The organism is Ruegeria sp. YTSA072, from assembly GCF_059610285.1.
Genome location: NZ_JBXWNI010000005.1, coordinates 75764 through 95066, shown reverse-complemented (window position 1 = coordinate 95066; position 19303 = coordinate 75764). Strand labels below are relative to the sequence as shown.

Sequence of the window (19303 nt, the reverse complement as noted above, 5' to 3'; positions counted from 1 at the left end):
GTTCCTCCGGTAAGCTGGGTCCGGGCAATATCGCCCGGACCCAGACTGTGATCAGAAGTTCGCCGCGTCCAGAGCCATCACTGTGTCCCCACCCGTCTGGATGCGTGCCAGATGCATACCTGTAGCAGGCAGGCGGCGCGCCATGTAGAAGCGCCCGGTGTTGATCTTGGTCTCGTAGAACTCCTCGTCCGACGCGCCGCCATCCAGCGCATCTTGCGCGGCTTTGGCCATCTGCGCCCACATCAGGCCCAGGCAAACATGTCCGAACATGTGCATGAAGTCATAAGAACCGGACAGAGCATTGTTGGGGTTCTTCATGCCTTCCTGCATGAAGTACATGCCAGCGGCCTGCAGGTCTTTGGACGCCGCCTTCAGCGGTTCGATGAAGGCCTTGTCATAGGCTTCGTCTTTACCAGCGTTGTCTTTGCAGAAGGTCTTGACCATGTCGAAGAACGCCATGACGTGCTTGCCGCCGTCTTGCGCCAGCTTACGACCGACAAGGTCCAACGCCTGAACGCCGTTGGCGCCTTCGTAGATCATCGCGATGCGTGCGTCGCGGGTGTATTGCGACATGCCCCATTCTTCGATGTAGCCATGACCGCCATAGACCTGCTGTGCCTGAACAGTCATGTCATAGCCCTGATCGGTCAAAAAGCCTTTGATGACCGGTGTCAGCAGCGAGATCAGTCCGTCCGCATCTTTGTCGTCAGACCGATGCGCCTTGTCGATCATGGTCGCGCCCCACAGGATGAACGCACGCGCACCTTCGGTGAAGCTTTTCTGATCCATCAGGTTGCGGCGGATGTCCGGGTGCACGATCAGCGGATCAGCTGGGCCGTCCGGGTTCTTTACACCGGTCACGTCACGGCCCTGCAGGCGGTCTTTGGCGTATTCGACGGCATTCTGGTACGCGGCCTCTGCCTGAGACAGACCTTGCATGCCCACACCCAGACGCGCTTCGTTCATCATGGTGAACATGGCACGCATGCCTTTGTGCTCTTCGCCCAGCAGCCAGCCGGTGGCTTCGTCATAGTTCATGACGCAGGTCGAGTTGCCGTGGATACCCATCTTCTCCTCGATCTTGCCGACCGAAACTCCGTTACGCTCGCCCGGCGTACCATCTTCATTGACGATGAACTTGGGCACGATGAACAGGGAGACGCCCTTGATGCCTTCGGGACCGCCGGGGATCTTGGCCAACACCAGGTGGATGATGTTGTCAGCCATGTCGTGATCGCCGGACGAGATAAATATCTTCTGGCCCGAAATCTTATAGCTGCCGTCGCCCTGCGGTTCTGCCTTGGTGCGCATCAGGCCCAGATCGGTGCCGCAATGCGGTTCCGTCAGGTTCATGGTGCCGGTCCATTCGCAGCTGACCATATTGGGCAGGTATTTGTCTTTCTGTTCGTCGGTTCCGTGCGCCAGGATCGCTGACGCCGCGCCGTGCGTCAGGCCCTGATACATCACGAATGCCTGGTTCGCAGCCGAGAACATCTCGCCAACGGCGGTGCCCAGGACGTATGGCATATTCTGACCGCCATACTCTTCCGGCATGTCGAGGCCAGTCCAGCCACCTTCTTTCATCTGCTCAAAGGCGTCTTTGAACCCGGTGGGCGTGTATACGATACCGTTTTCCAACCGGCATCCTTCGGTGTCCCCAACCACGTTCAGTGGGTGCAGAACATTGGTGGCCACTTTGCCTGCTTCTTCCAGAACGGCGCCTGTGAATTCGGCTTCAAGCTCGTTGTACCCCGGAACGTCGGAGTCCGAGATTTTCAGTACGTCGTGCAGAATGAACTGCGTATCTTTGGTTGGCGCGTTGTAGACGGGCATGTGAAGCTCCCTTTAATTCATATGTCCGGGTGGTAGGCAGGCGAGGGGGTTACTCGGCAGCCTTTTTGTCTTGTTTGACCGAGGCGATGACTTTCTCGCCCCAGCGCAACTGTTCTTTCAGGTCGTCGATCGCCTGGGTCAGTTCCTCACGGCGCGCTTCCATGTCTTCCAGACGCTCGCACGCAATTTCATAGGTGCGCGATATCTGAGTCATCTGTTGGTCGCCGACATGGTAAAGGTCCAGAAGCTGGCGAATTTCTTCAAGGCTGAACCCAAAGCGCTTGCCGCGCAGGATGAGTTTCAGGCGGGCACGATCACTTTTGGTGAACAGCCGTTTCTGACCTTCACGGATCGGAAACAAAAGCTCTTTGGCCTCGTAAAACCGCAACGTGCGGGGCGTGACATCATATGTCTCGCACATTTCTCGGATGGTCATCAGATCTTCGGTCATGGTTTCAGCACTCTCGTCACTGGCGTCAATGAAAGTCAGTTGCGCAGTCGATGCGCACGTTACAACATGTAGATGACGTTCACGTAATGTGAACGCTGCGTCACAACAGAAGTTTACGTAACTTCCGCGCGCGTCAAGTCGCGGATTTCCGACTTTTTCGGAATTAACGTAACGGAATTTGTGGGTGCCATTTCCCGCAGAGCGACCCAACACACCTTAAGGCATGGCCGAAGTGTGCGAGAGTCGCTTCATTTTTTGAGTGCGCGATGGTGCGCCAACGGAATCACTCGAGCGATTTGGCAGTCTGGTCGCGCATCTCGGTCAGGGCATCAATTGCCTCGTCCAATTGCTGTTTTTGCTGGTTCAGTTCGACGATCTGCTTGTCCGCGACGTTGACAAAAGCACGCATTTGGATCTCGTTGCCTTCATTTTCATAGATCAGCAGCCACTGCCGGATATCTTCCAGCGAAAACCCATATTTGCGGCCGCGAAGGATCAAAGTCATGCGTGCGCATTCCCGCGGGCCATAATATCGCGATCTGCCTTCCCGATCGGGTTGCAGCAATTCGATGTACTCATAGTAGCGCAGGGTACGTGGAGTCACATCGTACTCGGCGCACATCTCTTTGAATGACAAACGGTTGTCGGACATTCCTGATCTCCTCTGGCGCAGCCTATGTTCTGTCAGCGGCAAGCGCAACCGACGGGCTTGCTCTTTTGGCGGACACGGGCTCATAAAGGGATAAACCAAAAGAACGGATTCAAGTACATGGTCGACAAAGCCGCAATTGCGCGCCAGTTCATCGAGGCGATCCCGCATGCAAGGGCGTTGGGTCTGAAGCTGACCTCAATCGGAAATGGCGAAGCGGGTATTACAATGCCGTACAGCAAAGAACTTGTTGGCGATCCGCGCACCGGGGTGATTCATGGCGGCGCTGTTTTTGCCGCATTGGATACCTGTTGTGGTGCCGCCGTCATGAGCCATCCGTCGGCCCCAGGGGGTACGGCGACAATTGACCTGAGGATCGACTATATGCGGGCGGCAACACCGGGACAGACGATAACGACCCAGGCGACATGCTACCACATCACGCGGAACGTCGCCTTTGTGCGCGCGACGGCGATGGACGAAGACGATGGTCTTCCGGTGGCCACAGCGGCAGGGTCATTCACGGTGGAGGGTCTGTAATGGCGCGTACTCGCCCGGAACCCGTCCAGGTCGTAAAACAACGCCGGGATGCGGCGCTGAACGCGATTGTCGATGGTGTGCCCTATATTCGGTTCCTCGACATCGGCTTTGATCGCCGCGGTGATGAACTGACTGGTGTTTTGAACTTCGACCAGAAACTGATCGGTAATCCGTTACTGCCCGCATTGCATGGCGGCGTCACGGCGGCGTTTCTAGAAGTCACGGCCGTCATCACGCTGAGTTGGGAGTTCTTGCTGCCCAAGATCGAAAGCGGGGAACTGAATGCCAGTGATATCGCCGACTACGAAAAAGTACGTTTTCCAAAGACCGTCGATTTCACCGTCGACTATCTGCGGTCAGGCCTGCCGCGTGATGCTTATGCGCGCGCGTTCATCAGTCGGGCCGGGCGTCGCTATGCCTCTGTCCGGGTCGAGGCCTGGCAGGACAATCACGCGAAGCTCTTTGCACAGGCTTCGGGGCATTTCCTGATGCCACAGCCCACTACTGACGGAAAATAGAACGCTATGCAGGACGCTTCGGCACCCATTACGCATAAGCGGGTGCTCCGGATTGCAGCGCCGATCGTATTGTCCAATGCGACGGTGCCAATACTAGGGGCGGTGGATACTGGTGTTGTGGGGCAGTTGGGGCAGGCGGCCCCGATAGGCGCTGTCGGCATGGGAGCCGTTATCCTCGCGACCATCTACTGGGTGTTCGGGTTCCTGCGTATGGGGACAACCGGTCTTGCTGCCCAGGCACGTGGTGCAGGGGACACGGCGGAAACCGGAGCCTTGCTGATGCGCGGGCTATTGTTGGGCGGCGCGGCAGGTTTGTTCTTTATCCTGACACAAGTTTGGTTGTTCTGGGGGGCGTTCGCCCTGTCGCCAGCCAGTCCCGAGGTCGAGTCGCTGACCCGTGCGTATCTGGAGATCCGTATCTGGGGTGCCCCGGCGACGATTGCGCTTTTTGCCGTGACAGGTTGGCTGATCGCGGTAGAGCGCACCAAGGGTGTGTTTGTTTTGCAGATCTGGATGAACGGGCTGAACATCGTTCTGGATCTCTGGTTTGTTCTTGGCCTTGGCTGGGGCGTCGAAGGTGTCGCCATCGCGACGCTGATCGCCGAATGGACCGGGTTGGCGCTTGGTCTCTGGTTGTGCCACGACGCTTTCGCTGGAAATCAGTGGCGCGACTGGCCCAGGATCTTTGACCCAGCGCGTCTGCGCCGAATGATGCAGGTGAACGGCGACATCATGGTGCGTTCGGTGCTTTTGACCGGCGCGTTTACCACTTTTTTGTTTGTTGGTTCAGATCTGGGGGACGTCAATCTGGCGGCAAATCAGGTGCTGCTGCAATTTCTTGAGATCACGGCTTTTGCCTTGGACGGTTTCGCATTCTCAGCCGAGGCGCTGGTGGGCAGTGCGGTAGGCGCGCGTGATCGGGCCCAGGTACGGCGCGCGTCGATCATGGCCTCGCAATGGGGCGTCGGAGGTGCGTTTGCCCTGGGTCTTGTGTTTTTTCTGACCGGACCAACCCTGATTGATCTGATGTCAACCTCACCCGAAGTGCGGATTGCCGCGCGGGAGTTTCTGCTCTGGGCGGCCCTTGCGCCGGTGATCGGCGTAGCCAGCTGGATGTTCGACGGTATCTATATCGGGGCGACCTGGACCCGCGCCATGCGGCAGGCGATGATCCAGTCCGTCGCGATATATGTAGTGGCCCTATTCCTGTTGGTGCCGACGTTCGGCAACCATGGGCTTTGGGCCGCGCTGATGGTCCTGAACATCGTGCGCGGGGTCACGTTGGGATGGCGATACCCTAAGCTGGAAGCGCAGATCGCTTAAAGCAGCGACAGCAGGTTTTCGGGCGGACGACCAATCGCGGCCTTGTCGCCGGCAATGGCCAAAGGACGCTCGATCAGGATGGGGTTTTCCGCCATAGCCTGGATCAGGTCATCATCGGGCGTTGTTTTTGACAGGCCCAGTTCCTTGAACCGCTTTTCGCCTGTCCGCATCATCTCGATGGCCGGAATTCCCAATTGGGACAACACCGCGCGCAGCTCATCAGCCGACGGCGCATCCTCCAGATATTTGCGAATCTTGACGGTCGCACCTTTTTCTTCCAGCAACGCCAGACCTGCGCGTGATTTTGAACAGCGCGGATTATGCCAATATTCAATCACAGCCAGTCCTTTCTTTTGCTGCCGACCGCCTCTGCGACCGAAGTGAAACAGTCTTGCGCCAGCAGTTCATCCAGACCTTCGGCTATTTCTGCGGCCAGTGAAATGCCGCCATAGACCATGGCCGTATAGAACTGCACAGCCGAAGCCCCGGCGCAGATCTTGGCGTAAGCCTGCTTTGCCGTCCCGATCCCGCCAACGCCAATCAATGGGATTTGCCCGTCGGTCAACTGGCTAAGTCGTGCCAGAACGCGGGTCGATTTCTGGAATAACGGTGCGCCGGACAGCCCGCCCGCTTGGCCCTTATGGGCACTTCGCAGGCCATCTCGTGACAGGGTGGTGTTGGTTGCAATCACTGCATCGACGCCGGTTTCGCGGGCCACTTTGGCGATATCCTGCAATTCGGTCTCGGTCAGGTCGGGGGCAATCTTCAGAAAGATCGGCAGCGGACGGGGCAGAGCGTTGCGGGTTTCAATCACGCCGCTTAACAGGGCAGAAAGTGCCGCCTTGCCCTGCAGATCCCGCAGCTTTTCCGTATTCGGGGATGAGACATTGACCGTTGCAAAATCCAAATGCGCGGCGCAATGAGCCAGAACTTTTGCGAAATCACCTGCGCGGTCATCACTGTCCTTGTTGGCACCCAGGTTCAGGCCGATCACCGCGTCCTTTGGACGGTCAGCCAAACGGCGGGCCATGACCTCCATGCCTTCGTTATTGAAACCGAACCGGTTGATGGCGGCCATGTCTTCGGTCAGGCGGAACAGGCGGGGTTTTGGATTGCCGGGCTGCGGGCGCGGTGTCACGGCGCCAACCTCGATAAACCCAAACCCGGCGCGAGACAGGGGCGTAAGTACCTCGCCGTTCTTATCAAACCCTGCGGCCAGTCCAACAGGGTTTGGCAAATCCAATCCCGCAACTTGAGTGCGCAGCCGAGGCGACGTCACTGGCCCCGGGGCAGGAGCCAAACCGGCTTTTAGCGCTTTGATCGACAGGCTGTGTGCGGTCTCAGGATCCAAGCGGTGCAGAGCAGCCAGGCCCAGTTTTTCGGTCAGTTTCATCCGAATGCCTCTCCGACTTGGGCAGGGGTGCATCTTATTAGCCGAGAGGTCATAACCGCGGCTTGCCGGTGCACGACAGCTTTTTGATATGCAGTGTCCGTCACCATTTCCAAGAACGCGTTCGCAGAGGGATAACGGGCGATGAAAACTGCGTCCCAGTCTTCGTTCCGCGGGCCGATCAGCGTCGTTTCAAACTCGCCGCGCCATAGGATCGAGGCACCAAGGCGGGCAATGATCGGTGCTGTTTCCGAGCCGTAGTTGCGATAGGCCTGCGCGCCGGACAGGCCGGCGTCGGCAAGTTCGTGCCCTGCGGGATACGCGGCATCGGTACGAAACTTAACAAGGTTCAGCATTTCGATCGGGTGGTTTCGATCGAGGTCCTTGAAGGCCTCAAATTGGGCACGCTCCGGATCGACAAAATCGGTCATTTCATTTCCTTCGGAAATTGGTGAACCGTTCCATCAAAAGGGAGGGGGTGCGACCAAACGATATCGGTCATACGAATCTGCCGGTAGAGATGCGGGAACAACGCGTCACCGCGTGAGACTTCCCATTTCAGGTCGTCGCCCATCGCATCAACGTCACAAGCCAGCAGGGTCAAACCTTCGACACCGGCGAAATGTTTGGCGGCTGTTTCTGCGGCCTGTTCGGCGGTTGAGAAATGGACATATCCGTCAGTGACATCAATTGGCGCGCCATCCGATGCACCTTGCGCCTGTAACGTGGCCCATTCGTCGGCCCTAAAAATTTTGTAAATCAGCATGCGGTCGTGATGCACCGGGCCACGGGTAGAATCAAGCCGGATTTCCCCCTTTGACTCTCGGCGTCGCGCGTCGCAACATCTCCGCAATTAACAATAGGGAGTTAAACTATGCTCACCCGTCTTTTGACATCTGCCGCGGTGCTCAGCCTGACCGCAGGCATGGCATTTGCCGAGTACAAACTGACGATTCTGCACACCAACGATTTCCACTCGCGTTTTGAGCCGATCAACAAATACGACAGCGGTTGCGGTGATGAAGACAATGCCGAAGGCAAGTGCTTTGGCGGTTCCGCGCGCTTGGTCACTGCGGTCGAGGAGGCACGTGGCCGTGCCGAAAACTCGATTCTGGTTGATGGCGGAGACCAGTTTCAGGGATCGCTGTTCTATACTTATTACAAGGGCAAGGTCGCGGCCGAGTTCATGAACAAGCTGGGCTACAACGCGATGACGGTGGGTAACCACGAATTCGACGACGGCCCCGAGGTTCTGCGCGGCTTTATCGACTCGGTCGATTTCCCGGTTCTAATGTCCAATGCGGATATTGAGGACGAAGAGTTGCTGACCGATAAGATCAAGAAATCGACCGTGATTGAAGTTGGCGGCGAAAAGATCGGCCTGATCGGCCTGACACCTATCGACACTGATGAGCTTGCCTCGCCCGGTCCGAATATCTCGTTCTCGGACCCGGTGCCTGCGGTTCAGGCTGAGGTGGATAAGCTGACCGGTGAAGGCGTCAACAAGATCATCGTTCTCAGCCACTCGGGCTACGGTGTGGATCAGCGCGTTGCGCAGGAAACCACCGGAGTTGACGTGATCGTAGGTGGCCACTCGAACACATACCTGTCGAACACCTCGGACAAGGCCGCCGGCCCGTACCCGACCGTGGTAAACGGCGTGCAGATCGTTCAGGCCTATGCCTACGGCAAATTCCTGGGTGAGCTGAATGTGACCTTTGACGATGACGGCAACGTGGTCGAGGCTGCTGGCGAGCCGCTGATCATGGATAACTCAGTTACCGAGGATCAGGCCGCTCTGGATCGTATTGCCGAGCTGGCCGTGCCATTGGATGAAATCCGCAACAAAGTGGTTGCAAACTCTGCCGATGCCATCGAAGGCGACCGCGCTATTTGCCGTGTTCAGGAATGCCAGATGGGCAACCTTGTGGCCGACGCAATGTTAGCACGCGTCGCGGATCAGGGCGTTAAGATTGCGATTGCCAACTCGGGCGGTCTGCGGGCTTCGATCGATCCGGGCGACGTGACCATGGGCGAAGTGCTGACCGTTCTGCCGTTCCAGAACACGCTGTCGACCTTTGAGATCAGCGGCCAGGGCGTCATCGATGCGCTGGAAAACGGCGTCAGCCAGGTGGAAGAGGTCAAAGGCCGCTTTCCGCAGGTTGCTGGCCTGACCTTCACCTGGGACCCGGCCGTTGCGCCGAACGAAGGGCGTATCGCTGAGGTCATGGTTGCCGACGGAGACGGGTTTGTTCCCATCGATCCGGCCGCGACTTATCTGGTGGTCACCAACAACTACGTCCGCAATGGCGGCGACGGCTACAAGATGTTCTCGGGCGACGACAAGAACGCCTATGACTTTGGCCCTGATCTGGCCGATGTAACCGCGGAATACCTGGCCGAAAACGCGCCTTACACGCCTTATCTGGATGGGCGGATCAAGCAGAAGTAAATCTGCTTCGATGAACAAACCAAAAGGCCGCGTTTGACGCGGCCTTTTCAGTCTTATGGTCAGAAACGGCTTGATGGTGTTCCACTCGGTATCGGCGCGGGCGACATTAACCTACAATTTCTGAAAAAGGGACAAGGCCTATGTGCGGACGGTTTGCCGTCACACTTCCCAACGATGCAATGGCGCAGCTTTTTTCGGCGCGCCCGGCTAACACTTTGCCTGCGGTGCCGAATTTCAACGTCTGCCCGACCAATCAGGTGCATGTGGTGCGCGCCGGGGAAACTGGGCGCACGCTTGATCCGCTGCGCTGGGGGTTTTTGCCCCATTGGTACAAGGCGGAAAACGCAGGACCTCTGTTGATCAACGCGCGGGCGGAAACGCTTGCCGAAAAGCCCGCCTTTCGCGCTGCATGCCGGGAACGCCGCTGCCTGATCGCCGCGACGGGGTTCTATGAATGGACCAAGACAGAACAAGGCGACCGGTTGCCGTGGTACATTTTCCGTCAGGACAACGCACCGATTGCCTTTGCCGGTGTTTGGCAGGATTGGGGGCCTGAAGATGCGCGACAGGGCACCTGCGCCATCGTCACGACACTGGCCAACCGTCACCTCAGCGCAATCCATCACCGCATGCCTCTGATCTTGGAACCTGATGACTGGCCCCTTTGGCTGGGCGAGGCGGGCAAAGGGGCCGCGCGTCTGATGCGACCGGGGGCCGAAGATGTCCTCAGCTATCACCGCGTCGACCCGACCGTGAATTCGAACCGCGCCAGCGGGCCGGAATTGATTGAACCGATCGAAACTTAGCGCTGCCTTTTCATTCGCAGCCTTGCGGGATAGACCTCTGACATGGTTCTAAAATTCGACAGTTTGCCCGATCTATATGCGCATGAATTCGACACGGTAATCGACGTGCGCAGCCCGGCGGAATTTGACGAAGACCACCTTCCCGGCGCCATCAGCCTGCCTGTTCTCGACAACGAGGAACGCGCCCGTGTCGGCACGATCTATGTTCAGGAAAGCCCATTTTTGGCGCGCAAACTGGGGGCCGCGCTGGTGTTTCGGAATGCGGCCAATCACATCGAGAACAGCCTGTCTCATCACGAAGGCGGGTGGCGGCCGCTGGTTTATTGCTGGCGTGGCGGGCAAAGATCGGGTTCGTTCACATGGATGCTACAACAGATCGGCTGGCGGGCCGAAGTGGTCGAGGGTGGCTATCGCACCTATCGCCGGTTGGTGAAACGGTATCTCTATGATGATCCGCTGCCGCATCACCTGATTGCGCTGGACGGATATACCGGCACGGCGAAGACCGAACTTTTAGTGCATCTTGCGGCTCGCGGCGTTCAGGTTCTGGATCTAGAGGGGCTGGCCAACCACCGTGGGTCCTTGCTGGGTGATATGCCCGGTGGCCAACCCAGCCAAAAGGCGTTCGAGTCCACCCTGTCCGCTGTGCTATGTCGTCTGGACATGTCGCGCCCTGTGGTGGTCGAGGCGGAGTCGTCCAAAATCGGGTCTCTGATCTTGCCGCCGACGCTTTGGGCGGCCTTGCGTCAAGCCCCTCGCATCCAGATCACAGCCTCCGTTCAGGCGCGTTCGGACTACTTGGTATCCGCCTATGATGACGTTTTGTCGGACTCTGACCGCCTGCGCGACCGCCTTTCCCCGCTGCGGTTTCACCGCGGGCATGACGTGGTGGACGGTTGGCTGGACATGATTGACGCTGGTGACAAACGCGCACTGACTCAGGCGTTGATCGAGCAGCACTATGATCCTGCATATGCCAAATCTGCACGAGTGCGCAGTTCAGACGTTATCGCGAATATCCATGCGTCGGCGTTGGATCATGCTGGCTTGTCTGCAACAGCAGCGCAGATCGAAGCCATCCTGGATCAGGTTTGAACCCGAAGCCCCGGTGCATCGGTCATGTGCCCAATGATTACGGCAGAATATCCCGCTTCGCGCAAAGCTTCGCAGATCATCTGTCCTTGATCCGCTGGTACCGCGGCCAGCAAGCCTCCGGCCGTCTGAGGATCATACAGCAGGTCAGCTTTGCCGCCCGTCGGTAGTTCGGGCGTAATCGCGCGATTGTCTTCGAATATGGTTGACCGGATGCCCTGCGCGGCCAGTTCCCGCGCGCCATCCATTACCGGAACTGCCTCCAAATCCAGGGTGGCACCACAACCCGAGGCCTCGGTCATACCCAGCAGGTGCCCCGCCAGACCAAATCCCGTTACATCGGTCATCGCATGTGCATCTGCCAATACTTCCGAAGCCCGGCCTTGTGGCTGCACCATGTGTGCAACGCCCGCCGCAACCCATTCGCCTTTTGCTGCGCCCGCCATCTCTGCCGCCATCAGAACGCCGCTGCCCAACGGTTTGGTCAGGATCAGGGCATCCCCGAGTCTGGCGCCGGTCAGTGTGATCGGGTCGGCGTCGCACAGACCGGTCAGGGTGAACCCGATCGTCATCTCGTCACCCATCGAGCTGTGGCCGCCTACTATTTCGGCCCCGGCGGTACGGATGACGTCGCTGGCCGTGGTCATAATCTCGGCCATGGTGCGACGCTGAAGGGTTGGCGACATGCGGGGCAGGATGATCGTTGCCGTAGCGGCTTGTGGGCGGGCTCCCATAGCCCAGATATCCCCGAGCGCGTGAACCGCTGCAATGCGCGTCATCAAGGCGGGATCGTCCACGAAGCCGCGCAGATGGTCCGAGGTCATGACCTGCCGGGCACCCCCGGTCTGTAACAGGGCAGCATCATCGCCGGGCAGTGGTGTCACATCCGCACGAACTGGGGCTGGCAGATCGGCAAGCGCGGATTGCAACGCGCCGCGCCCGACCTTGGCACCGCAGCCCCCGCACATGGGTTTGTCGCCCAAGGCTTCAGTCAAACCGGCCGCGTGATGGCGGGGCAAGGGCGGAGGCTTCATCTGCGGCAGGTTGCGAAACTTGTCCATAAAGCTTTGATCGATGTGGTTCTTCCATTTCCACATCAACGGCCCGCTGAATGAGGTCCCCAGCCGTTCTCCCAATGCAGACTTGCCGCCTAGTGATATGAGCTTGAGGTAATCCTTTTGCGGCTCATACCGCCGCATGGCACCTGACCCCAAGGCGGCCCTTAAGTTTTGGAATAGTACGGGGGCTTCGCGCACCGCGTAAACTCCGGCTTTGGGGCGGGGATTTTCGCTCAGATGTGCGCAGTCGCCCGCCGCAAAAATCGCAGTATCGCTGGACTGCAGGTGCCCGTCGACGCGGATGAAGCCGTCCTGAAGGTCCAGCCCTGTATTCGCGATCCAGTCATAGGGTTTTGCACCGGCCGCACCGGTCACAAAGCTGGCTGCGATTTGGCGGCCATCTTGCAATGCGACGTGATCCTTGGCGATGTGCGAAACAGATGCCTGTTCGACCACATCGATACCCAGATCAGCTATTGCCTTGCGAATGGTCTGCGCGGACTTGGGATGGGTCGCCGACAGGGCATGTGCGTTGTCAATCAGGGTCAGATGCGCGGTGCGCCCGTTGGTGCGCAAGGCAAAGGCCATAGCCATGATAAGCTCAGCCCCGGCGACCCCACCGCCAATCACCGCGACCGCAGCATCACCTGATCCTTCCAGGTACTCTGCCCATCTGGCAGCAAACGGACCCAGCGGTTTGGCGGGAACGGCATGCTGGTCAAAGCCGGGCAGGGCTGGCATGTCCGATGTAATTCCAACATTGACCGATGCTACATCAAACGCCACCGGAGGACGGTCTGGCACATGAACCTCGCGCCGGTCTGGGTCGATGCCGGAAACCGCGCCCAGAATGATCCGCGCGCCGGCAAAGCGGGCTAGTTTGACCAGATCTATATTCAGGTCCTGACGTGCGTAGTGCCCGGCGACAAAGCCCGGCAGCATCCCCGAATATGGCGCCGTGGGACCGGGGTTGATCACCGTCACCCGCGCGCCGGGCAGGGGGTTCATGCCCCACTTGCGCAGCAACAATGCATGGGTGTGACCGCCGCCGATTAGAACCAGATCGCGGGTTAGGGGCAGCGGTGGGTGGTGCATCAAACTCAGGACTTGCTGTGATCAGGGACGTCTTCGACTTGCTCAACCGCGTGCGTGGCCCAAAGTTCATCCTCGCCCGCATCTGGCAGATCGCTGGGTTTTTCATGGCGGTGAATGTGCCATTTGGCAATGAACAGGGCCGTGATCGGAGCCGTCAGGAACAAGAACAGTGTGATCAGAAGCTCGTGCAGTGACAGGTGCTGTTCGATCAGAACCGAGTGGCAGATCGATGCCAGCAACACGCCTCCCACGCCCAGGGTCGTCGCCTTGGTGGGTGCGTGCAGGCGGGACATCGGGTCTTTCAACTTGATCATGCCGTAGGACCCGACAAAGCCGAAGATACCTGAAACAACTAGGAAGAAGGCGATCAGAAGTTCTATGATGAAACTCATACCACCCTCACTCGATGATATTGCCACGCAGCATGAAGCGCGCGTAGGCAACCGTTGAGACAAAGCCCAGCATGGCGATGATCATGGCGGATTCGAAGAACACTTCGGTTCCCAGAGTCAGACCATAGAGGATCAACAGCGCGATCGTGTTGATGACCATCGTATCCAGAGCCAGAACGCGGGTGCCGACGCCGTCTGCGGTGATGATCCGCCAAAGGCACATCATGATGGCCGCGCCAAAGCAGGCGAATGCAAAGGCGATTGCAATGTCGATCATTCGAAAATCTCCTTCAGGCGACGCTCATAGCGGCTTTTGATCTGGTCGCGCACTGCATCAGGATCGGGGGCATCTAGACAATGCACCAGCAGGTTATGCCCCTGTGCGGACAGATCGCTGCTGACGGTTCCGGGGGTCATGGTGATCGTACCCGCCAGCACTGTGATAGCTTCAGGTGTGCGCAATTCCAGCGGGATCGAGATCCAGGCCGGCTGACGATCTGCGTCGCGTTTAAACAGGATAATCCGGGCAACGGTGATGTTCGCGATCACGATGTCCCAAAGCACAACCAGGATGTATTCAACGACCATGGGCCAGTTGCGCAGCTTAGGGCGATCAGGCCAGTAGGGCTGTGTGATGAAGGGAATGATGATGCCCAGGATCAGGCCAAAAACCAGCGAATTCAGCGTCAAGTTATTGGCCAGCAGGACCCATACGATGGTCAGCAGGAATGTCAGATGCGGGTGCGGAAATATTCGGTGCAGAAGTCTGATCATGTGTCGCCTCCCAATACGGCTGCGATGTAGTTCTCAGGTGTGAACAATTGCTCGGCCGTTTTATTGGTATACTCCAGCGCAGGTCCCGCAAACAGAGTCAGCAGCACAAGGCCGATCGCCATTGCGCATACGGCGGTGAAAGCCAGCCCGGGGTTGGGCTCGGGCGCAGGCGCGAGCGGGGTTTCTTCTTCGTTTTCAGGGACCATTTCCGTGTTGTACTGGGCATCATGGCTTTTCCAGAATATCAACGAGCCCGCTCGGGCAAGGCCAACAATAGTCACGAAGGAACCGATCAGGATTACGGCCCAGATGGCGTTTGCATCCGGTGCGTCCCGTGCGGCGTCCAGCACCAGCAGCTTGCCGACAAAACCCGATAGCGGCGGCATACCCGCCAGTGCAATGGCACCCACAAAGAACAGAGCCGATATCAGACCCATTTGCGGCATTGGTGCAGTTGGGGCAATCGCGCCGCCCCGGCGTTCCATCACCAGATCGGCAACCAGGAACATAAGCGCAGTGGCCAAGGTGGAATGATACACGTAATACAGTGCCGCCGCTGTGGCCGTTTCCGTGAACAGCGAGATCGCAATCAGCAACGTTCCCATCGAGGTGATGGCGCAGAACGCCACCATACGCGCAATATGTTGTGTGCCCAGAATGCCGATGGCACCAACGGCCAGCGTCACCAAAGCGGCGGGTTGCAACCAAGCGCCAACAAGGCCCTGCGTTGCCTCAACCTCTGGGCCAAAGCCCAGTGTGTACATCCGCAGGATCGAGTAGGCGCCGACCTTGGTCATGATCGCAAACAGGGCGGCCACTGGCATGGGTGCACTGGCGTAGCTCGCCGGTAGCCAGAAGTGCAGCGGCAAGACAGCGGCTTTGATGCAAAACACCAGCAGCAGCAAAACCGCACCAACCCGCAGCAGGGCGGTGTCATCCGCTGGCAATTCGGCCACCCGCACGGCCAAGTCGGCCATGTTCAACGTTCCGGTCACAGCATACAGCGTGCCTAAAGCAAACAGGAACAGGGTGGAGCCCAGCAGGTTATAGGCCACATATTGCACCCCGGCTTTCAGCCGTACTGCACCGCCCCCATGCGTCATCAGGCCATAGGAGGCGATCAACAGAACTTCGAAGAACACGAACAGGTTAAAGGCATCGCCGGTCAGGAATGCGCCGCAGACGCCCATCAGTTGAAAGTGGAACAGGGCGTGAAAATGTTTGCCCCGGTCGTCCCAGCCTGAGGCGATAGCATAAAGCACGATCGGCAAAGCCAACAGTGCAGTCAGAAGCACCATCATGGCCGATAGCCGGTCCAACACCAGAACGATGCCAAAGGGCGCAGGCCAGTTGCCCAGTTCATAGACCTGAATGTCGCCACCCGCGGCCTGTGCGGTGATGGTCAGGGCAATACCAATTAGGGCCACCACACCGGCAACCGAAAAGATGCGCTGCAGGTCCAGGTGAAAGCGCAGAACCATGATGATGAACGGGGCCAGGATCGCGGGCAGGACGATTGGCGCAACGATCCAATGGTTCATGCGTCTTCTCCCGGCGCGTCGACGCTGTCATTGGCGTTCATGTCGATATGGTCATCCTTCGAGGACAGGTAGGCGCTGAGCGCGATCATCACGATCACAGCGGTCATTCCGAACGAGATCACGATGGCCGTCAGCACCAAAGCCTGCGGCAGCGGATCGGTATAGGGTACCTCTTTGTATTTGTTCAAAACGGCAGGCGCGTCCAAAGCCAACCGGCCCGTTGCGAACAAGAACACGTTCACCGCGTAAGTCAGCAGAGACAGGCCCAGAATGACAGGGAAGGTCCGGCGGCGCAGGATCAGGAATATCCCGGCAGCAGTCATGACGCCAACGGCAGAGGCTACGAGCGCTTCCATCAGGCCTGCTCCTTGTTTTCTTCTTCTTGCGGCGGATTGTCCCGCAATGGGTTGATATCCATCGGGAATTCTTGCGCCATACCCGGTTGCCACGCAAATCGGGACAGGCTGTCTAGCGCCAGCATTACGGCCCCCAGTACAGCCAGGAAGACGCCGGTGTCGAACAGGATGGCGGTGGCCCATTCGAACTCTTCCAATGGTGGCCAATGGATATAGCCAAAATCGCTGGTAAGGAACGGACGCTCGTTAAACCAAGCACCCAGCCCGGTGGCGGCAGCGATAAGCACACCCCAACCGATAGACCCGTGGTAGTAGAACCTCTGACGTTCGATGGCCCAGGTATAGCCGCTGGCCATGTATTGCATCAGGAAGGCAATGGCGACGACAAGACCCGCGATAAAGCCGCCCCCCGGCTGATTGTGGCCCCGGAAAAAGATGTAAGCCCCGACCATCAGCGCGATTGGCATCATCATCCGGGTGACGACCACCATCATCAACGGGTGCGAGTCTCCGGACTGCGGCCAATGCGGTTTCCGGTTCAGCAAGTAGCTGCGGACATTCGTGCCCAGCACCGACTCGGTCAGGGCAAAAATGATCAGCGCAGCGATGCCCAGAACGATGATTTCGCCGAAGGTATCAAAACCCCGGAAGTCCACGAGGATGACGTTGACAACATTGGTACCGCCACCACCTTTGTATGAATTCGCCAGATGGAATTCGGAAATTGTCGGAAAGGCAAAATCCCGCAGCAGCAGCGCATAGATCAGCGCGCCCGAACCAATGCCTGCCACGACTGAGATTGCAGCGTCGCGCCAGCGGCGCGCGGCGCTGCTGTCCCAGGGCGTATCCGTGGGCAGGAAGTTCAGTGACAACAGCAGCAGGATCATCGTGACCACTTCGACCGAGATCTGCGTCAGCGCCAGATCCGGGGCGGACAGATAGTTGAAGGCCATTGAGACGATCAGACCCACAACACCGATCAGCACCAGCGACAACAGGCGATTACGGTGGAACCACATGATTGCCAGTGTCGCACCGACAAGGCAGATCCACCCGATCAGCGGAATGATCTGGATGGGCAGCGCCTCACGTGTCTCGGGACCAATCGTGCCGCTCGTATAAGCGTAGTACCCAAGGCCGATAGTGAAGGCGATCATGATGACTGCATAGCGGCTGAGGACGCCATTATGAAGCGTGTCGGTGACCACTTGGCTGATCTTTGTCAGTGCCGCTATCACCGCGTCAAAGATCACCTTTGCCTCGGGTCGTGGAAGTGCATTCCACAGCTTTTCTTCATGCTTGTGCAAGCTCAGCAGGAACAGACCGCCAAGCGTCGCGACCACGGACATGTACAGAGCAGGCGTGAAACCGTGCCACAGTTTTAGCGAATAATACGGCAGCTTTTCACCGCCGATGACCGCGCTGGATACGACGGCAACCAGTGGGCCCACGATGGCGGCAGAGTTCAATCCGATCAGCACCACCAAGACTACGAGGAAGGCAGGGGCCAGCCACAACCCGACAGGCGGGTCATGCGGGTGGGCTGGATAATCATGACGCTCGGGGCCCATGAACACGTGGCTGACAAAGCGGAATGAATAGGCCGCAGAGAACAGCGCGGCCAGCAAGGCCAGCCCCGGGACCAGGTAATGAGAGTGCAGCCACGTCGTGTGCACAGCCTCTTCCAGCATCATTTCCTTGGACAGGAACCCGTTCAGGGGTGGTATGCCCGCCATCGACAGCGCAGCGATTGTGCCAATCGTAAAGGTGATCGGCATCAGATGACGCAGACCGCCCAGCCGCTTGATATCCCGCGTACCGGTTTCGTGATCCACGATCCCTGCGGTCATGAACAGCGCAGCCTTGAACGTGGCGTGGTTGATGATGTGAAATATCGCGGCTACGGCGGCGATCTTTGTGCCAAAGCCCAGCAGCATGGTGACCAACCCCAGATGCGACACGGTCGAAAACGCCAGAAGGGCCTTGAGGTCATCCTTGAACAGAGCGATCACCGCGCCCATCAGCATGGTGATAAGTCCAGTTGTGGCAACAATGTAGAACCAAGCGTCGGTGCCGGCCAAAACGGGCCACATCCGGGCCATCAGGAACAACCCGGCCTTCACCATGGTGGCCGAGTGCAGGTAGGCAGAAACCGGTGTCGGGGCCGCCATGGCGTGGGGCAGCCAGAAATGGAATGGGAATTGCGCCGACTTGGTAAAGCAACCTAGCAGGATCAGGATCAACGCGGGCAGGTAATAGGGTGACGCCTGGATCAGCTCTTTGTTCTGCAAAATTACGCTTAGGTCATAAGACCCGACGATATTGCCCAGGATCAGCATCCCGGCGATCATCGCCAACCCGCCAGAGCCGGTCACTGCAAGCGCCATCCGCGCACCTTGACGTCCTTCGGGCAGGTGTTTCCAATATCCGATCAGCAGGAAGGAACTAAGCGATGTGAGTTCCCAAAAGATGAGCAAAAGCAGTATGTTGTCGGATAGAACGATCCCAACCATAGCACCCTGAAACAGCAGCAGATAGGTGTAGAACTGCCCCATAGGGTCCTCGCGCGACAGGTAAAACCGTGCGTAGAGGATGATCAGTAACCCGATACCAAGGATCAGCAAGGCAAACAAAAATCCCAAGCCATCCAGCATAAAATTTGCGTTCAATCCAAGGGCTGGTATCCACTCGAACCGGGCGGTCACAACATCGCCTCGCATCACAGACGGGATGTGGATCAACAGACCCATCAGCGCCAGAAATGTGGTCAACCCAGCAGCAGAAGCAGCTGCATTTCGTCCTGCCCTGATCAGAAGAGCTGGAAAAACAGCGCCGAGAAAAGGAAGGGCCGCGATGAGGAATAGGGACAAGTGCGATACTCCGTTCTGGGCGGTCAAGTAGTACTGATTTTGTAAGGATAATTTTCTTACTGTCCAGCTAATACAACTCATTTGCCGCGCGCCAACACAGCGAGGCTGCGGCTTTTGCCTGCAAAAATGACGTGAACTTGAACTGCCAGGATAAATTCGGCGC

20 protein-coding genes are annotated in these 19303 nt (G+C 58.1%); 6 read left to right on the top strand and 14 right to left on the bottom strand.

Going from position 1 to position 19303, the window contains the following annotated elements; translation table 11 throughout:
* Nucleotides 1-51: 51 nt before the first annotated feature.
* The 3 genes from AC2FIB_RS10840 to AC2FIB_RS10830 form a co-directional block, all read right to left on the bottom strand.
* Nucleotides 52-1833, bottom strand: a complete 1782-nt coding sequence (locus tag AC2FIB_RS10840; protein ID WP_496842025.1) for an acyl-CoA dehydrogenase C-terminal domain-containing protein — start codon at nucleotides 1831-1833, stop codon at nucleotides 52-54.
* 49 nt (nucleotides 1834-1882) lie between these two features.
* The gene (locus AC2FIB_RS10835) at nucleotides 1883-2284 is read right to left on the bottom strand and encodes a MerR family transcriptional regulator (RefSeq protein ID WP_058274210.1); all 402 of its coding nucleotides are present in this window, start codon (nucleotides 2282-2284) and stop codon (nucleotides 1883-1885) included.
* Nucleotides 2285-2567: 283 nt separating this feature from the next.
* Nucleotides 2568-2936 (bottom strand): MerR family transcriptional regulator, encoded by a 369-nt coding sequence (locus tag AC2FIB_RS10830; protein ID WP_496736253.1) that lies wholly within the window; start codon nucleotides 2934-2936, stop codon nucleotides 2568-2570.
* A 117-nt stretch (nucleotides 2937-3053) separates the two neighbouring features.
* On the opposite strand from AC2FIB_RS10830, the gene AC2FIB_RS10825 reads away from it, so the two are divergent.
* From AC2FIB_RS10825 to AC2FIB_RS10815, 3 genes are read left to right on the top strand one after another with little or no spacing between them, the layout of a single operon-like run.
* On the top strand, nucleotides 3054-3473 hold the full coding sequence (locus tag AC2FIB_RS10825) for a PaaI family thioesterase (protein WP_108860423.1): 420 nt from the start codon (nucleotides 3054-3056) through the stop codon (nucleotides 3471-3473).
* Nucleotides 3473-3991 (top strand): PaaI family thioesterase, encoded by a 519-nt coding sequence (locus AC2FIB_RS10820; protein WP_108860205.1) that lies wholly within the window; start codon nucleotides 3473-3475, stop codon nucleotides 3989-3991. Before AC2FIB_RS10825 ends, AC2FIB_RS10820 begins: the two co-directional genes overlap by 1 nt.
* Before the next feature lie 6 nt (nucleotides 3992-3997).
* Nucleotides 3998-5314 carry an MATE family efflux transporter gene (locus AC2FIB_RS10815; RefSeq protein WP_496736256.1) on the top strand — a complete coding sequence of 439 codons (1317 nt, stop codon included), beginning with the start codon at nucleotides 3998-4000 and terminating at the stop codon, nucleotides 5312-5314.
* Here the strand turns inward: AC2FIB_RS10815 and arsC are convergent.
* From arsC to AC2FIB_RS10795, 4 genes are read right to left on the bottom strand one after another with little or no spacing between them, the layout of a single operon-like run.
* Entirely contained in the window at nucleotides 5311-5652 is a 342-nt protein-coding gene (gene arsC, locus AC2FIB_RS10810; protein WP_496736258.1) for an arsenate reductase (glutaredoxin), read from the bottom strand. The genes AC2FIB_RS10815 and arsC overlap by 4 nt on opposite strands.
* The gene (locus AC2FIB_RS10805; protein ID WP_496736260.1) at nucleotides 5649-6707 is read right to left on the bottom strand and encodes a quinone-dependent dihydroorotate dehydrogenase; all 1059 of its coding nucleotides are present in this window, start codon (nucleotides 6705-6707) and stop codon (nucleotides 5649-5651) included. Before AC2FIB_RS10805 ends, arsC begins: the two co-directional genes overlap by 4 nt.
* The gene (locus AC2FIB_RS10800; RefSeq protein ID WP_496736261.1) at nucleotides 6704-7135 is read right to left on the bottom strand and encodes a DUF1330 domain-containing protein; all 432 of its coding nucleotides are present in this window, start codon (nucleotides 7133-7135) and stop codon (nucleotides 6704-6706) included. The genes AC2FIB_RS10805 and AC2FIB_RS10800 overlap by 4 nt, the downstream gene beginning before the upstream one ends.
* A complete protein-coding gene (locus tag AC2FIB_RS10795; RefSeq protein ID WP_496726105.1) occupies nucleotides 7132-7470 on the bottom strand; it encodes a DUF952 domain-containing protein in 339 nt (112 codons plus the stop codon). Before AC2FIB_RS10795 ends, AC2FIB_RS10800 begins: the two co-directional genes overlap by 4 nt.
* A 108-nt stretch (nucleotides 7471-7578) precedes the next feature.
* On the opposite strand from AC2FIB_RS10795, the gene AC2FIB_RS10790 reads away from it, so the two are divergent.
* The 3 genes from AC2FIB_RS10790 to mnmH all read left to right on the top strand — a co-directional run bounded on the left by AC2FIB_RS10790 (nucleotide 7579) and on the right by mnmH (nucleotide 11057).
* Nucleotides 7579-9156 carry a bifunctional metallophosphatase/5'-nucleotidase gene (locus AC2FIB_RS10790; protein ID WP_496736263.1) on the top strand — a complete coding sequence of 526 codons (1578 nt, stop codon included), beginning with the start codon at nucleotides 7579-7581 and terminating at the stop codon, nucleotides 9154-9156.
* A gap of 140 nt (nucleotides 9157-9296) precedes the next feature.
* Nucleotides 9297-9962 (top strand): SOS response-associated peptidase, encoded by a 666-nt coding sequence (locus tag AC2FIB_RS10785; RefSeq protein ID WP_496726107.1) that lies wholly within the window; start codon nucleotides 9297-9299, stop codon nucleotides 9960-9962.
* A gap of 42 nt (nucleotides 9963-10004) precedes the next feature.
* Entirely contained in the window at nucleotides 10005-11057 is a 1053-nt protein-coding gene (gene mnmH / locus AC2FIB_RS10780; RefSeq protein ID WP_496736265.1) for a tRNA 2-selenouridine(34) synthase MnmH, read from the top strand.
* Here the strand turns inward: mnmH and selD are convergent.
* The 7 genes from selD to AC2FIB_RS10745 are packed head-to-tail and all read right to left on the bottom strand — an operon-like array spanning nucleotide 11048 to nucleotide 19140.
* A complete protein-coding gene (selD, locus tag AC2FIB_RS10775; RefSeq protein ID WP_496842023.1) occupies nucleotides 11048-13207 on the bottom strand; it encodes a selenide, water dikinase SelD in 2160 nt (719 codons plus the stop codon). The two genes, mnmH and selD, sit on opposite strands and share 10 nt — an antisense overlap.
* Before the next feature lie 5 nt (nucleotides 13208-13212).
* Entirely contained in the window at nucleotides 13213-13599 is a 387-nt protein-coding gene (locus AC2FIB_RS10770) for a Na+/H+ antiporter subunit G (protein WP_282119930.1), read from the bottom strand.
* 7 nt (nucleotides 13600-13606) lie between these two features.
* On the bottom strand, nucleotides 13607-13876 hold the full coding sequence (locus AC2FIB_RS10765; protein ID WP_058274196.1) for a K+/H+ antiporter subunit F: 270 nt from the start codon (nucleotides 13874-13876) through the stop codon (nucleotides 13607-13609).
* Nucleotides 13873-14373, bottom strand: coding sequence for a Na+/H+ antiporter subunit E (locus AC2FIB_RS10760; RefSeq protein ID WP_370247519.1), 501 nt, complete (start codon nucleotides 14371-14373; stop codon nucleotides 13873-13875). Before AC2FIB_RS10760 ends, AC2FIB_RS10765 begins: the two co-directional genes overlap by 4 nt.
* Entirely contained in the window at nucleotides 14370-15914 is a 1545-nt protein-coding gene (locus tag AC2FIB_RS10755; RefSeq protein WP_496736269.1) for a monovalent cation/H+ antiporter subunit D, read from the bottom strand. The genes AC2FIB_RS10760 and AC2FIB_RS10755 overlap by 4 nt, the downstream gene beginning before the upstream one ends.
* Nucleotides 15911-16270: a Na+/H+ antiporter subunit C gene (locus AC2FIB_RS10750; protein WP_058274194.1), complete on the bottom strand. Its 360-nt coding sequence runs from the start codon at nucleotides 16268-16270 to the stop codon at nucleotides 15911-15913. Before AC2FIB_RS10750 ends, AC2FIB_RS10755 begins: the two co-directional genes overlap by 4 nt.
* A complete protein-coding gene (locus AC2FIB_RS10745) occupies nucleotides 16270-19140 on the bottom strand; it encodes a monovalent cation/H+ antiporter subunit A (RefSeq protein WP_496842021.1) in 2871 nt (956 codons plus the stop codon). The genes AC2FIB_RS10750 and AC2FIB_RS10745 overlap by 1 nt, the downstream gene beginning before the upstream one ends.
* Between the last annotated feature and the right edge of the window lie 163 nt (nucleotides 19141-19303).

Bases quoted from the DNA above. Each gene is read 5' to 3' on its own strand.
- mnmH (WP_496736265.1), top strand. From the start codon at position 10,005: ATGGTTCTAAAATTCGACAGTTTGCCCGATCTATATGCGCATGAATTC.
- AC2FIB_RS10835 (WP_058274210.1), bottom strand. From the start codon at position 2,284: ATGACCGAAGATCTGATGACCATCCGAGAAATGTGCGAGACATATGAT.
- AC2FIB_RS10805 (WP_496736260.1), bottom strand. From the start codon at position 6,707: ATGAAACTGACCGAAAAACTGGGCCTGGCTGCTCTGCACCGCTTGGAT.
- AC2FIB_RS10840 (WP_496842025.1), bottom strand. From the start codon at position 1,833: ATGCCCGTCTACAACGCGCCAACCAAAGATACGCAGTTCATTCTGCAC.
- AC2FIB_RS10815 (WP_496736256.1), top strand. From the start codon at position 3,998: ATGCAGGACGCTTCGGCACCCATTACGCATAAGCGGGTGCTCCGGATT.
- AC2FIB_RS10830 (WP_496736253.1), bottom strand. From the start codon at position 2,936: ATGTCCGACAACCGTTTGTCATTCAAAGAGATGTGCGCCGAGTACGAT.
- AC2FIB_RS10820 (WP_108860205.1), top strand. From the start codon at position 3,473: ATGGCGCGTACTCGCCCGGAACCCGTCCAGGTCGTAAAACAACGCCGG.
- AC2FIB_RS10790 (WP_496736263.1), top strand. From the start codon at position 7,579: ATGCTCACCCGTCTTTTGACATCTGCCGCGGTGCTCAGCCTGACCGCA.
- AC2FIB_RS10755 (WP_496736269.1), bottom strand. From the start codon at position 15,914: ATGAACCATTGGATCGTTGCGCCAATCGTCCTGCCCGCGATCCTGGCC.
- AC2FIB_RS10765 (WP_058274196.1), bottom strand. From the start codon at position 13,876: ATGATCGACATTGCAATCGCCTTTGCATTCGCCTGCTTTGGCGCGGCC.
- AC2FIB_RS10760 (WP_370247519.1), bottom strand. From the start codon at position 14,373: ATGATCAGACTTCTGCACCGAATATTTCCGCACCCGCATCTGACATTC.
- selD (WP_496842023.1), bottom strand. From the start codon at position 13,207: ATGCACCACCCACCGCTGCCCCTAACCCGCGATCTGGTTCTAATCGGC.
- AC2FIB_RS10770 (WP_282119930.1), bottom strand. From the start codon at position 13,599: ATGAGTTTCATCATAGAACTTCTGATCGCCTTCTTCCTAGTTGTTTCA.
- AC2FIB_RS10800 (WP_496736261.1), bottom strand. From the start codon at position 7,135: ATGACCGATTTTGTCGATCCGGAGCGTGCCCAATTTGAGGCCTTCAAG.
- AC2FIB_RS10785 (WP_496726107.1), top strand. From the start codon at position 9,297: ATGTGCGGACGGTTTGCCGTCACACTTCCCAACGATGCAATGGCGCAG.
- AC2FIB_RS10750 (WP_058274194.1), bottom strand. From the start codon at position 16,270: ATGGAAGCGCTCGTAGCCTCTGCCGTTGGCGTCATGACTGCTGCCGGG.
- AC2FIB_RS10825 (WP_108860423.1), top strand. From the start codon at position 3,054: ATGGTCGACAAAGCCGCAATTGCGCGCCAGTTCATCGAGGCGATCCCG.
- AC2FIB_RS10795 (WP_496726105.1), bottom strand. From the start codon at position 7,470: ATGCTGATTTACAAAATTTTTAGGGCCGACGAATGGGCCACGTTACAG.